Annotated in this window: 12 protein-coding genes and 1 other annotated feature; of the genes, 7 read left to right on the top strand and 5 right to left on the bottom strand. The window is 36.2% G+C overall.

Features of this window, described 5'->3' with window-relative positions; all coding sequences use genetic code 11:
• Window positions 1-546: 546 nt before the first annotated feature.
• Window positions 547-1,704, bottom strand: a complete 1,158-nt coding sequence (locus MKX96_RS10765; protein WP_340883617.1) for an acyl-CoA dehydrogenase family protein — start codon at window positions 1,702-1,704, stop codon at window positions 547-549.
• Between the two features lie 66 nt (window positions 1,705-1,770).
• Window positions 1,771-2,703: an aldo/keto reductase gene (locus MKX96_RS10760; protein ID WP_340883616.1), complete on the bottom strand. Its 933-nt coding sequence runs from the start codon at window positions 2,701-2,703 to the stop codon at window positions 1,771-1,773.
• Window positions 2,704-3,416: 713 nt separating this feature from the next.
• On the opposite strand from MKX96_RS10760, the gene MKX96_RS10755 reads away from it, so the two are divergent.
• Both MKX96_RS10755 and fosB read left to right on the top strand, forming a co-directional pair.
• Window positions 3,417-3,989: a histidine phosphatase family protein gene (locus tag MKX96_RS10755; RefSeq protein ID WP_340883615.1), complete on the top strand. Its 573-nt coding sequence runs from the start codon at window positions 3,417-3,419 to the stop codon at window positions 3,987-3,989.
• The gene (gene fosB / locus MKX96_RS10750) at window positions 3,979-4,407 is read left to right on the top strand and encodes a metallothiol transferase FosB (RefSeq protein ID WP_340883614.1); all 429 of its coding nucleotides are present in this window, start codon (window positions 3,979-3,981) and stop codon (window positions 4,405-4,407) included. Before MKX96_RS10755 ends, fosB begins: the two co-directional genes overlap by 11 nt.
• 79 nt (window positions 4,408-4,486) lie before the next feature.
• On the opposite strand, the gene MKX96_RS10745 is transcribed toward fosB, so the two are convergent.
• Genes MKX96_RS10745 through MKX96_RS10735 form a run of 3 tightly spaced genes read right to left on the bottom strand, consistent with a single transcriptional unit; the run spans window position 4,487 to window position 5,355 of the window.
• Window positions 4,487-4,672: a hypothetical protein gene (locus MKX96_RS10745; RefSeq protein WP_169361334.1), complete on the bottom strand. Its 186-nt coding sequence runs from the start codon at window positions 4,670-4,672 to the stop codon at window positions 4,487-4,489.
• 1 nt (window position 4,673) lies between these two features.
• Window positions 4,674-4,847 (bottom strand): YvrJ family protein, encoded by a 174-nt coding sequence (locus tag MKX96_RS10740; RefSeq protein ID WP_169361335.1) that lies wholly within the window; start codon window positions 4,845-4,847, stop codon window positions 4,674-4,676.
• Window positions 4,840-5,355 (bottom strand): sigma-70 family RNA polymerase sigma factor, encoded by a 516-nt coding sequence (locus MKX96_RS10735; RefSeq protein WP_340883613.1) that lies wholly within the window; start codon window positions 5,353-5,355, stop codon window positions 4,840-4,842. The genes MKX96_RS10740 and MKX96_RS10735 overlap by 8 nt, the downstream gene beginning before the upstream one ends.
• Window positions 5,356-5,779: 424 nt before the next feature.
• On the opposite strand from MKX96_RS10735, the gene MKX96_RS10730 reads away from it, so the two are divergent.
• The 5 genes from MKX96_RS10730 (at window position 5,780) to ileS (ending at window position 14,148) form a co-directional block, all read left to right on the top strand.
• Window positions 5,780-7,090 carry a helix-turn-helix transcriptional regulator gene (locus MKX96_RS10730; protein ID WP_340883611.1) on the top strand — a complete coding sequence of 437 codons (1,311 nt, stop codon included), beginning with the start codon at window positions 5,780-5,782 and terminating at the stop codon, window positions 7,088-7,090.
• 378 nt (window positions 7,091-7,468) lie between these two features.
• The gene (locus MKX96_RS10725) at window positions 7,469-8,785 is read left to right on the top strand and encodes a hemolysin family protein (protein WP_340883609.1); all 1,317 of its coding nucleotides are present in this window, start codon (window positions 7,469-7,471) and stop codon (window positions 8,783-8,785) included.
• A 45-nt stretch (window positions 8,786-8,830) separates the two neighbouring features.
• Window positions 8,831-9,895 (top strand): hemolysin family protein, encoded by a 1,065-nt coding sequence (locus MKX96_RS10720; RefSeq protein ID WP_340883608.1) that lies wholly within the window; start codon window positions 8,831-8,833, stop codon window positions 9,893-9,895.
• 212 nt (window positions 9,896-10,107) lie between these two features.
• Window positions 10,108-10,656 (top strand): GNAT family N-acetyltransferase, encoded by a 549-nt coding sequence (locus MKX96_RS10715; RefSeq protein WP_445678187.1) that lies wholly within the window; start codon window positions 10,108-10,110, stop codon window positions 10,654-10,656.
• 130 nt (window positions 10,657-10,786) lie between these two features.
• Window positions 10,787-11,027 (top strand) — a binding site (T-box leader).
• Between the two features lie 52 nt (window positions 11,028-11,079).
• The gene (ileS, locus tag MKX96_RS10710) at window positions 11,080-14,148 is read left to right on the top strand and encodes an isoleucine--tRNA ligase (protein WP_340883607.1); all 3,069 of its coding nucleotides are present in this window, start codon (window positions 11,080-11,082) and stop codon (window positions 14,146-14,148) included.
• Window positions 14,149-14,188 lie beyond the last annotated feature (40 nt).

Below are 14,188 nucleotides of genomic sequence, written 5' to 3'. Positions count from 1 at the left end.
AGGAGAAAATCTGTTGGTTAACTTAATAGAAAGTGTAAACGAGGTAACGATCCTATTGCTGTGGCTATGTGGATATGCATATATTCGTCTGCTTAAAAAGACGAAGAGGGACAGAAAACTTAACAGGTTTGAAGTAATGATGTATATCATTACATACCTTGTAACTTTTTTATACGCAGCCTCTTACCTCCTTTTAACCCTTGGGACGTAACAAGAAAAGCGCAATCGCCTATGTCTGCCCCGACAGGCAAATGGAGAAAAGCGAGGAGGAAGTTCCTCAGCCACCGGAGCTTTTAACCATTTGACCCCGAGGGGCAAGGCGCTGGAGCTAGCCAATCAAGAAAAGCACAATCGCCTGTCTCTGCCCCGACAGGCAAATGGAGAAAAGCGAGGAGGCAGCTCTTCAGCAACCGGAGCTTTTAACCATTTGACCCCGAGGGGCAAGACGATGGAGCTAGCCATCAATTTATCCACAGGTTTCGAAGTTTATAAATTCTTAAACAAAATTAAAACGAAGCGAATGGACTGCTTTCCATTCGCTTCGTTTTAATTTTCGTCTTTTTTAGCTGCATCAATAGCAGCACTTGCTAATTTTGACTTTATCATATCTTCCATCGGAGGGTTGTATAATCCTGCTCTTACATTTAGGTAGTAGCGATGCATCGGATTAGATTGAGATAGGGCTCTAGAGCCAACTATTTTCATAGCCAAATCGACTATTTTAATAGCTCCATTCGTAACGGCTATTTTAGTAATATCCAGTGACTCTTGAAGGGTCGTCTTATCTTCTGCTTGCTCATATCGTTCCACCGTACCATAGAGCATATGTCTTGCAATGGATAACTCTAGTTCCATTTCGCCTATGATATGCTTAATATTTGGAGTCTCCGCGATTGGCTTTCCTAAAGAGGTGGGGATATAAGAAGCTGCAAAGTCAACTGCGTATTTCCTTGCTGCAGCAGCGATCCCTAAGTAGCAGGCTGGAATATGAAGCATCCATCCCTTTGCTTCTGTCTTGGTAGCAGGTAAGGCTTTCAGGATATGATTTCCGGAAACTCTAACATTTTCTAAAATGAGGGTATGACTTGCAGTTCCTCTCATGGAAAGCATATCCCATGTTTCAAGAATAGAAACACCAGGACTATCCTTAGGTACTACTATCATTTCAACAATGCCGATTTCGTTTGTGCATGTAACTATAATATAATCGAGTACAGGGGAAGCAGATGTAAAAGTTTTCTCACCATTAATAACTAAATCCTTGCCATCCCGTATAACTGTTGTACGGGGAAGAGCACCTCGTGTAGGGCTGCCGGCATTATTTTCAGTGGCTGCACTATTAATGATTGCACCATTTGCTATTTCCTTTAGAAGCCAGTCAGCAGCATCCTGCTCCCAATGGTTGTTTTCTGCATATTCCAAAACGATCCCATTATGCCATCCAATGGATAGTCCTGTAGCACCACTTCCCTCAGAAATAGCTTCCTGTGCTAGTATGTATTCATACAATCCTAAGCCTTGCCCTCCGTACTCCTTTGGTAAAGTTAAAGTAGGATAATCTATATTCTTTAAATCTTGGAAATCGGCAAAAGGGAAGGAGCCGAGTTGATCGAGCTCCGGCTCTCTATGTCTAAAAACTGGTTTTAAATCGTTTATCTTAGCAATTAGCTCAAATTGTTCTTCTGTTTTAATAAATTGGTCCATAGCTTGACATCCTCTCTCTATATATTGCTATGCAAGTCTAGGCGCTTAAATTGATAAAAAGATAAATCAGTGGAAGATACTAGAGATTTTGTTTATTTCATCTTTAGAAAGCTCAATTTCTAGAGTCTTAATATTCTCTAGTACTTGCTCTGGCCTTTTAGCACCAGGAATTACAACGTCAATTGATTCCTGTTTTAAATACCAAGCTAACACGAGATTAGAAACCGCTACATGCTTATTGTTGGCAATTGCCTTCAATTCATCCACTTTATTTAAATTCTGAATGAATGCATCTCCCTGGAACAATGGGTTCTTTGCTCGTCCATCTTCAAATGTACTATTAGGAGAAAATTTTCCTGTCAATAAGCCAGAAGCTAATGGGAAATAAGGTATAAAGGAGATATTATTTTCTAGAGAGTAAGGGATTAAGTCATCTTCTGCATCTCGTTTAAAAAGATTATAGCCAGATTGGATGACTTCAATATAACCATCTTTGTTTCCTTCTCTTAACTGATCCATTGAAAAGTTGGATACCCCTATAGAACGGATTTTTCCTTCCTCTTTTAATCTATGAAGTTCTCCAACAGCCTCATATTTCGGTGTTTGTTCATCTGGAAAGTGTATATAAAATAAATCAATATAGTCTGTTTGTAGGCGTCTTAAGCTGTTTTCGACCGTCTCTCTTAGAAATTTTGGTGAATTGTCTACTTCCATTTTGTCATTCATGTACTTTTGTCCACCTTTTGTAGCAAGAACAACATTAGATCTTTGTCCTGTCTCTTTAAGTACCTCACCAATTAGAATTTCTGATTTTTCCGGCCCGTACATATAAGCGGTGTCTATAAAGTTAATGTCATTTTGAAGGGCTGCACGAACAATTTCTTTACCAGTTTCGTCCTTTAAATTAGGGAATATATTGTGTCCTCCAACAGCATTAGTGCCTAGACCTATGGGATTTACAAATAACCCAGTACTACCAATCTCCACTTTATTAGACATAAAAAACCAACTCCTTTTCTATGGATAATTACTCATTCATCATATCAATAAATAAAATAGTGACCTAATGAAAGAACTTCCAATGTTATTATACTTTTAAATATATTTCCTATGCAGAGGAAAAGTAAACTATTATGTCGAAATATGAATTAATGGGAAACCAGAAAAGAAATATAAATAATTAATAGGTTAGATTCATACATAGAAGTTTTTTAAATAAATAGAAAGTCATTAATGCTCGCCAATTGTAGGTAACAAGTCTATAAAATAAAATTCACAAAGAGGAGGGAATGAATGAAATCTAATATAAGCTATTCAAATAAGCGTTCAAGAGTCTGGATATGGCTAGTGATTATCCCTATTGTGATTACTTTTCTTTCAATGAAATTTCTTCCACCTGCACTTCTCTTTTTGCCGAACTTATTACTAGCATTGTTTTTCCTCCTCTATTTTATGAGGCTCGTCGGGAAGATTAGGAGTGAGAAAGCTAAATAACGTTTCTTTAAGTTATTTCAGCCAATGGAATAACAGCTTATATGTAACATGATCTATTTAATGTTTATATTGATTGCAGCAACTAAAGGTGATGAGTGAGAAAGATAAATCATCCAACACGTTCGTAGTCTGGGTTGATGGTTCTCGCCAATCCCGCGTAAAAGGACCGACTGAGAGCGAAAATCATTATTTATAACTTGAGGAGGAAGGGGTCTCTAATGACTAACATCTATTTTGTAAGACACGCGCATTCAACCTATTCAACAGACGAGGTAGGTCGACCATTATCTCTTAGAGGTTTAAATGATGCAAATCTTGTTGCGAATTTGTTAATGCACCATGATATTGACCATGTTATATCTAGTCCTTATAAAAGGGCTATACAAACTGTAGAAAAAGTGGCACAGCAATTTAATTTGACGATCGAGTTAGTAGAAGGCTTTAGAGAAAGAACATTATCAGAACATCCGGTTTCGAATTTTGATGAAGCAATAGCAAAGGTTTGGGAAGAACCAGCTTTTTCATGGGAGGGAGGGGAATCAAATCTAGTTGCACAGGAGAGAGGTGTAACGTCCTTATTGCAGGTATTAGATGAATGGCAGGATAAAAACGTGGTGATTGGAACTCATGGTAATATAATGGTTTTAATCATGAATTATTTTGATGTCAAATATAATTTAGCTTTCTGGGATCAGCTCCAGATGCCTGATATTTATCAGTTGTCATTTGAAGGTAGAAAATTGAGGGATGTTAAAAGAATATCAGAAGAAGAGGTACTACATGGATATTAAGGGCATTAACCATTTATTATTTTCTGTTTCTAATCTTCAAAGGTCCATACAGTTTTATAAAGAGGTGTTAAATGCAAAACTATTAGTAGTTGGAAATAGCACCGCTTATTTTGACGTAAATGGAATATGGTTAGCTTTAAATGAAGAGCCACATATACCTAGAAATGATATAAAATATTCCTATACGCATATTGCATTTACCGTAGACGAAAAGGACTTCCAAGATATTTTTAAAAGGCTACAAACATTAAACGTGACAATCCTTCCTTCGCGAAAGAGAGAGGAAAGAGATAAGCAGTCCATTTATTTTACAGATCCAGATGGGCATAAATTCGAGTATCATACCGGTACATTAGAGGATCGTTTGAAGTATTATAAAGAGGACAAGCAACATATGCGGTTTTATGAAGAAGCTTAAAATCCTTTAACACCCATACTTGCAAGGAAGGGTGTTAAAGGTCAATGAGTAAAAGTTGTGGAAAGTTAAAAATATAATCTCATCTCCTATTCATCTCAAAGAATCCCGGCACCTCTTGCGTAACCTTGTTATTGATAATTTTTAGTATCTTTTCTATTAAGTCCTGCTCCAGGTCTTCTCTGTATTCAAAGCTTGTTTGATATAAAACACTTTCCATTTTAGGCTCTAGCTGTTTAAGAAGCTTCAAAATTTCAGCTTCGTCCATTTTATTTCCCCCCTTTTTTCTTTTCTAGGTTATGAACGACAGTATTGGATAGATTGTGCAGTGAATTTTCTAGTGCCTCCAGCTTATTTTCAAAACGGTGAAGTAAATAAATGGAGACTACAATTGGAAAGCCGAAGTTGCCAAGTAACTGAACAATATTGCTAGCTTCAATCATACGTAAGCTCCTTTCGAATGTTTTCGATTATATTTCGTCTTGATTTTGAAACCGCTTGTTGTGAAATGCCAAAATAATGTGCAATTTCCCGGTCGGTCATTTGTTTTACAAAGACGAGTGATAATATTTTCTTCTGTCGTTCTGAAAGCTTTCTTATACTAAAAAATAATTTATCAGACGAGATGTGGTCTGATATGTCATCTGAGAATCCAATAAAGTCTGTAAAAAATCTTTCATTATAAATGACTGATATTTTTTCATCACCGTCTAGTGATAAAATATTCCTCCTTCTGTGAAGACGCTCCTTTTGATCAAATCGTTTACTTTCAAAATGTAATACCTTAAGCACATAGGTTAAGATACGGATATTTTGGTAAAATCTTTTAAACTCTCTATCTAATTTGTTTTTAATCTCTTGGCTATTGGTGTATTGATATTCTTCAAGCATCTTTTGATTGTCAGGGTAGCTGAGAAACTCTTCTATAATCTTTTTATTACCAGTAACCATTTTTAACATTCCCCCCTTGAAAATAGAATGTAATACTTGGCTGGCGCTAAGGAAAAAGGGACTTTAGCAACGAGTGACTTGTTGTTCTCATATAAAGGGATTTTTTTATTATTTTTTACAACTCCCTTGAAATGTTTTTGAAATAAAAGTAAAATATATAATTGTATATCCTAAATATTACTAATATTTGGATAATAAATATACTAATATTTGTTGTGAAATAAAAAGAAAAAAGTATTATTATTTAATGCACTATAATAAGAATTTCTTTTTTTAAGTGAATTATTGTACAAAATATTGATTTTCGCTATGTTTTTCGTATTTTTTTATAGGGATGTAGAAAATAGTCGAAAAAATAAAAAAAGGAATTCAGCGATGGAAAGAGAATTATAACCTATACTACATTGCAAGGAGGTGACTTCCGATGGGTGGTAGTATTGGTCTCATAATTAAGCAGGAAAGGTTAAATCGGAATATTAAACAAACGGTTTTGGCAAAAGGGATTTGTTCTACTTCCTATTTAAGCAAGATAGAAAGTAACTCAACGATACCTAGCGAAGATGTAGCACAGCCATTGTTAAAACGATTGAACTTGATGCTAGAAGAAATGCCACTGGAAGAAGAAAACAAAGTTATTGAAGACTTATATGCATTATATAAAAGTGCGATTTTAAGTAGAGATCAAGAAATGGTCAGGGAATCCCTGCAGCAATATACATCGCGGAAGATTAATTTTACCAATTTAAAAAATTTTTACAGTTACAATTTATATATGTTTCGATTGATGTTGATTGTTAACGAGGAAGTCCTTCAAATCTATCCAATTTATCAAGTCCTAATAAAAATGGAAGCAGATTTTGATGACAAACAAAGGTTTCTTCTAAATTTAAACCTTGGAATATATAACTATTTAATCGCAGAATATTGTACTGCACTAGAAAAGCTTGAAGATGCTCTAAAACTCGTAAACTATAGCTCCTTTGAAGAATGGGAACTAGCCGATTTTCATAATGTTATAAGCTTAAGCTACTTTAAATGTAACGAGTACTTTAATGCCATTAACCATTCTAGTAAATCACTTAAATATTACAAGGATAATCTACTCTTTGAACGAGCGATTGATAGCTATATAGTTACAGGTATGGCCTATAAAAATATGAAAAATTATCAAGAAGCAGAGAAAAACTATAACTTAGCAAAAAAGCTGGCTATGGATTATAAGCTAACTCAATATAAAGGAATGCTCTATCAAAATTTAGGATCTCTCCAGGCTATCCAAGAAAATCATGAAAAGGCAATTGAGTACTATACACTTAGTCTATCGTATAAGGAAGGTCCTCAGCAGGTGGAAGGTTATATGATAACCACACTTTCCATTGTCAAAGAATATTCCAAGCAAAACGACCATCAAAGGGTCCTCAGCTGGTGTGAAGCGGGTTTCAGTAAAATGGACGAGGCTAGCATTCAGCAAAGAAGCAATATTAAATCTTACATACACCATCTTCACATATACCAGGCTCTTCATAACAATTCGGATGAATTTGAAGCTATTGTTAAAAAAGGTATTAATTATTTTGAAAAAGTCCATGACGATCGACATGTTCAAAAGTACTCTATTCTTTTAGCGGACTACTACTATAGGAATAGCAGATTTAAAGCAGCGAACCTTTATTATCAAAAGGCGAATGAAATATTGTTTAGAAAAAAATCTATTACAAAATGGGAGGATTTATAAAATGAAAAAATTACTCATTCTAAGCTTAGTAACTTTAACGGTCTTATTTAGTTTTGGAACTTCTACATTTGCTGAAGAAGAAGCACCTCGACCAACATCGTCTGGAAATACAAACTAGTAAAAGTCTAGTCATGGACTTTGGATAAATATTTAACTTATATCACCCACCTGTGCAATTACAGGTGGGTGTCTATGTTATTTGTAAGGAAACTTGAAGAACTTCAGGTAGAAGGTTGAGAAAGATGAAAAAAATTTGTTTTTTTGAAACCATAACGTGATGGTTTTCGTTATAATATACTAGATAAGATTTTTTAAGAGTCATATAACAAGAGAGTATTAAAAATAACGGAGGTGAATCCCTCGAAATGAGGGAACATATTGGACTCGAGTATATTAAATATCATTTTATTAATCATCTTTTTAGGTTTGACAGCATTTTTCGTAGCAGCTGAATTTGCAGTAGTCAAAATCCGCAAATCCAGAATTGATCAGTTAATCGAAGAAGGTAATAAGAAAGCTGAGATTTCAAAGAAAGTTGTAAGTGACCTTGATTATTACTTATCAGCGTGTCAGTTAGGTATTACAATCACAGCTATTGGGTTAGGTGCTTTTACAAAGCCTTACGTTAAGCATTTAATGTATCCTATTTTTGAATGGCTCAATACCCCTGAAACCGTAATGAATATTTTATCTTATGGTATTTCACTTGCGATTGTAAGTTACCTACATGTCGTTATTGGGGAAATGGCTCCCAAAACATTAGCGATTCAATTTTCGGAGAAAGTCACATTAATGTTGGCACCAAGTCTATATTATTTCGGTAAAGTAATGTATCCGTTTATTAGAGCATTAAATGGTACTTCACGATTTCTGTTACGTGCTGTAGGGGTAAAAGCAGCTAGCGAAGATCAAGCCTATTCGGAAGAAGAGCTTAAAATAATCATGTCTCAAAGTTTCCAAGGTGGGGAAATTGATAAGCAGGAATTGGAATATATGGAGAATGTATTCGCCTTCGATGAGCGTGTTGTCAAAGACATTATGGTTCCTCGCCCAGAGTTCGTTGCTATTGATAGGGATATGAATACTACAGAAATAGTATCGATTTTAGATGAGCATAATTACACTCGTTATCCAGTCGTTGAGGAAAACGATAAAGATAAAATTATTGGCTTTGTAAATGCAAATAAGTTACTTAGTCGCATAGTAACGAATCGTCCTGCTGATTTGAGTGATTTTGTTCGCACGATTCCATTTGTGTTTGAGCAAACACCGATTCAAAATGCATTATTAAAAATGCAGGAGGAGCGTGTACATATTGCGGTAGCTGTCGATGAATATGGTGGTACCGCTGGTATTTTAACGTTGGAAGATATACTAGAAGAGCTCGTAGGAGAAATTCGTGATGAATTTGATGCGGATGAAGTGGATGAAATTCGTAAGACGGGCGAAAACGAGTATACAATTAACAACCGAACATTATTAGAAGAATTAGAGGATCGCTTTGGTATAGATTTCGAGGATAGTGAAGATATCGATACAATTGGTGGTTGGGCACTAAATGAAGGTTTTAAAAACACATCGGAAGTTAACGAAGGAATGGAAATACAGCACGGTGATCATCTATGGATTATTGGTGAAGTAGAAAACTATCATATTAAAGAAGTGATCTTCAAACAAAATTATTTTAAACAATAATTACTATTATTAATGGAGGTGAACCCCTTTCCATAAGGGAGTTAATTGGACGGTATAATTATTTTAAACTTAGCGTTAATCACATTATTTATTTTATTGACAGCGTTTTTCGTAGGGGCAGAATTCGCGATTTTAAAAGTGCGTATGTCACGAATTGATCAGCTTATCTCGGAGGGAAATAAAAAAGCAGTCGTCGCCAAGAAAGTTACACAAGATTTAGATTACTATTTATCAGCCTGTCAGCTAGGAATAACAGTGACAGCTCTGATTTTGGGAGCACTTGGAGAACCAACCGTTGAAAAAATGTTAGCACCAGTATTTGAATATTTAAATTTAGGTGAAGCTCTTTCAACCGCACTTTCCTATGCCATAGCGTTATCGGTTGTCACATTTTTACACGTAGTCCTTGGTGAATTAATGCCTAAAACATTAGCAATTCAATATGCTGATAAAATGACACTTCTTTTAGCACCACCTCTTTATTGGTTCGGGAAAGTTTCTAAGCCGTTTATCTCAGCTTTAAATGGTTCTGCTCGTTCGTTATTAAAAATATTTGGTGTAAAGCCTGCGGGACATGACGAAGTGTATTCTGAAGAAGAGTTGAAAATGATTGTTACACAAAGCTTTGCAGGTGGAGAAATCAACCAAACCGAACTTGCTTATTTGGAAAATATATTTGCATTTGATACTCGTCAGCTAAAGGACATTATGATTCCCCGGTCAGAGGTGATTATGTTAGAGAAACAGCAAACGCTTGAGCAAATGGTGGCGGTCATTGAAGAGTTCGAATATACACGCTATCCAGTCATGGACGTTTTAAAAAAGAAGAATGACGTAATTGGATTTATTAACACGAAGGAAATGTTAACGGATATCGCTGCTGGACGTTCTAATGACGTGACATTCTTCATCCATGAAATTCCAAGATTTAAAAATTCAACAGTTATTAAAGAGGTATTCTTAAAAATGCAACAAACGCGTAAGCACATGGCCATTGTAACAGATGGTAAAGGAGTTATTGTGGGTCTAGTTACAATGGAGGATATATTATCAGAAATTGTCGGTGAGATCCAAGATGAAGATGATGGAGATTTCGTATATGCAACATAACTTGGTGTTTTTTTTACAATACATTTGAACAGTAACCCGAATAGTGGACATGTAACAAGTGGGCCTATTCGGGTTTTTATATTTTTACTTGAATAGGTTTTGGGCTTAACGGAGAAAAGATTATTTGAATTTTAGAGAATAGATTAAATACAACCATCACGTTTTAGTTTGGATTATTTTGGTATTAAAATATTACGCGGAGGGGGATAGCGATGAAAGTATTATATTTGGAGACTGATCGCTTGATACTTAGAACATTTAATGAGGAAGATTATGAGAGCTGGTCAAATGGATTCAATCATCGATTACCTTCTCAATATAAATACGACGAAGGATACAAAATAATGAAGAAGGCGTCTAAGGAATGGTTCTCTGAATGGATTAAAGGTTTTAATAAGGCTCAAGAGAACGACGAAATGTACATATTGGGTATTTTTAGAAAAGAGGATGGAGTTAATATCGGAAAGATAGAACTAATCACAATTCTTAGGATGGATTATCAATGGGCGATGATGGGATATTCTATTCATAACCAATATTGGAAAAAGGGGTATGGAGTCGAAAGTGTGAGAGAAGCTAAAAATTATTTTTTTGACTCTTTAAATTTCCAACGAATTGAACTTCATATTAATGTTGATAATAGGCCGTCCGAAAATCTTGCTAAAAGAGCCGGCTTCAAATACGAGTGTACACGAGAGAAATTTTCAATGGAAGAGGAAGAATGGGTAGACTTTCTAATTTATTATGCGCTTAGAGAATAAGCATGTACCTTTGATAAGTAACATTTGAAACGAACTAAAAGAACGAATATTTATATTTTTCGCTAAGTAATAAATAATCCTATTGACATTAGTTTTACATACATGATAAATTTATCCACAATAAAACCATACAAATTCGTTGATGAGAAAAAGTAAAAGATAAATCTATTCCAAAGAGAGCCGACGCTATGCTGAAAGTCGGTGTTTAGGTTATTTTTGAAAATCCTCTCTGAGAAGTCGCACTGAACTAAGTAAGTGTGATCGGGTGTCTACCGTTAAAAGGAACGCGTATGCTTGTACGTGGCTAAGTGCTATTGAGGTGAAGATTTCAATGGAATTAGGGTGGTATCACGGTTAAACCCGTCCCTTTACTGGGGCGGGTTTTTTGTATGTTTTATTAAATTGAACGAGGAGTGATATCAGATGGTTAACAAGGACGTAAAGAAGACGGTTATACAACGCGAGCAGCAGATACGAAAAATGTGGGAGGAGCATAATGTATTTCAGGCATCTATTGAGCAACGAGATGGAAATCCTACATTTGTGTTTTATGAAGGTCCTCCTACAGCGAACGGCATGCCACATGTAGGGCATGCCCTCGGTAGAACAATCAAGGATCTGGTCGCTAGATATAAAACAATGAAGGGTTATCAGGTCATTAGAAAAGCAGGCTGGGATACCCACGGGCTACCAGTTGAACTTGGCGTAGAAAAACAGCTTGGTATTTCTGGTAAGAAGGATATTGAAGACTATGGAGTCGAAGCATTTATCAAGAAATGTAAGGAAAGCGTATTTGTTTACGAAAAGGAATGGCGTGACTTCACAGAAAAGCTGGGATACTGGGTCGATATGGATAGCCCCTATATGACGATGAGTAATAGCTACATTGAAAGTGTATGGAATATCCTTGGTACTATACATGATCAAGGTCTGCTGCAAAAAGGTCATAGAGTTTCCCCATATTGTCCTAGTTGTCAAACGACCTTAAGTTCACACGAGGTATCCCAAGGGTATAAAACGGTTAAAGACTTATCCGCAATAGTTAAGTTTAAACTTACACATAAAGAGAATGAGTATTTTCTTGGATGGACTACTACTCCTTGGACACTGCCGGCAAATGTAGCCTTGGCGGTTAATCCTTCGCTTGAATATGTTCGAGCAAAGAAAGGGCAGGAGGTATATATCCTCGCGAAAGATTTAGTTAAAAAAGTATTGAAAGCTGGATATGAGATTCTTTCCACCTTAAAGGGGGCAGAATTAGAGGGTCTTTCCTATACCCCACTTTTTGATCTTGTACATGTAAAAAAGGGATATAAAGTAGTTACCGCAAATTATGTTTCAAGTGATAGCGGAACTGGTATTGTCCATATCGCACCAGCGTATGGGGAAGAAGATTACAAAGTGATGAAGGAAAATAGCTTGCCTTTTACTCATGTAGTAGATGAAAGAGGGAGGTTTACAATAGCCGTCGAGGGGTTGGAAGGACGTTTTGTTAAAGAATGTGATTTAGAGATTATACGATTACTCTCCCATAAAGGGCTACTGTTTTACAAGGAGAAATACGAGCATAGCTATCCCTTTTGCTGGCGCTGTGATTCCCCATTGCTCTATTACGCAATGGAAAGCTGGTTTATACAAACTACAGCCTTAAAAGAACAATTTTTAGCTAATAATGAATCCGTATCTTGGCATCCAGAGCACCTCAAACATGGTAGGTTCGGCAACTTTTTAGAGCAAATGGTCGATTGGAATATCAGTCGTAATCGTTATTGGGGCACCCCACTTAATGTGTGGGAATGCAGCAATTGTAAGCTTGAGATCGCCCCTAAAAGTATAGAAGAATTGAGCAAGTATTCGCTACATCCTCTAGGAAGTATTGAGCTCCATAAGCCATACGTAGATGATGTTCGCCTCTGTTGTCCGTCGTGTGCTGGAGCTATGATGAGAACTCCTGAGGTAATCGATGTATGGTTTGACAGCGGTTCTATGCCATTTGCCCAATATCATTCTCCATTTGAGAATGACAAGCTATTCTCTAAACAGTTTCCAGCAGATTTGATAGTAGAGGGGATTGATCAAACAAGAGGATGGTTTTACAGTCTTTTGGCTGTTTCTACACTGTTCACAGGCAAGTCACCATACAAGCGTGTTCTTTCCACTGGGCATATTTTAGATGAGAACGGCCAAAAGATGTCTAAAAGCAAAGGGAATGCGTTGGATCCTGTTGAGCTGATCCAATACTATGGGGCAGATTCACTGAGATGGGCTTTACTCGTTGACAGTGCCCCCTGGAATGCAAAAAGATTTTCCGAACGAATTGTTCAAGAGGCGAAATCTAAGCTGGTTGATACACTAGACAATGTTTATCATTTTTATAGACTCTATACTTCTTTAGACAAATATGTCGTAACGGGAGATAAAGCACTTCAGCAAACAACATTAGATAAGTGGATTCTATCCTGCCTTCATAGTACCATTCGCAACGTTAACATTAAATTAGATGAGTTTAACTTTACGAGTGCAGCAAGAGATATTGCACGTTTAGTGGAACAAATAAGCAACTGGTACATTAGAAGATCGAGGGAACGTTTTTGGTCAAGTGGTCTCAATAACGATAAAGTAGCAGCATATGAAACGCTTTACGAGGTATTGACTAAAGTAAGCCAATTACTTGCGCCATTTACACCTTTTATCGTTGAAGAGATATACGTGGCACTTACCGGAAAAAGTGTCCATCTTACGGATTACCCACAGTCTGATGAATCCCTAATCGATCAATTACTCGAGCAGGAGATGGGTGAGGTATTACAGGTTGTGGAACTAGGAAGAAGCATTCGCAACAGTCTTGCTATAAAGGTAAAGCAGCCACTAGCACAATTGTTTGTGATGAGCAGCAAACCACTAAATTGGAATGCATATGAAAGTATTATAATGGAAGAGCTAAATATCAAGGAGATTCATCTGCTTAACAGCAGAGAGGAATATTTTACTTCAACTGTGAGATTAGATTTTAAAAAATCAGCTGCTAAGTTTGGCAAACAATCAAATAGTATTAATATGAGGCTAAATAACTTAACATCTAGTCAGGTAAGCGAGCTTATTCAAAATAGAAGCATAAAGTTAGAAGAAAATCTTGTTTTACTAGAAGACGTTTTAATAGAGAAAAAAGTAAAGGATGGCTTTGCTTATGGAACTAGTAATGACATGACTGTTTTGATAAATGTGACATTAACAGAAGCCTTGATACATGAGGGGTGGATGCGTGAGTTAATCAGAGCGATCCAATCCTATCGGAAGCAGTTGCTTTTACCTGTAGAAAAAAGAGTAAATATCAGCCTTCACACAACTCCCGAGATGCTTGCAGTCATAAACAATTTTTATCCATTGTTAGAGCAAAGTGTATTAATAAATCAGCTTATCGTTAAACAACAAAGAGTATCAGGTATAAATGTGACAATTGGTGGTCATGAGATTGAAATAGCACTCGAATAAATACTAAAAAAAGGGACATTCTTTCGCGAATGGTCCCTTT

Origin of the sequence: Psychrobacillus sp. FSL W7-1493, assembly GCF_038004905.1 — a bacterium.
In the GTDB taxonomy this organism is placed as follows: Bacteria; Bacillota; Bacilli; order Bacillales_A; family Planococcaceae; genus Psychrobacillus.
The sequence above is the reverse complement of the archived record's forward strand: the minus strand, read 5'-3'. Positions and strand labels throughout refer to the sequence as shown.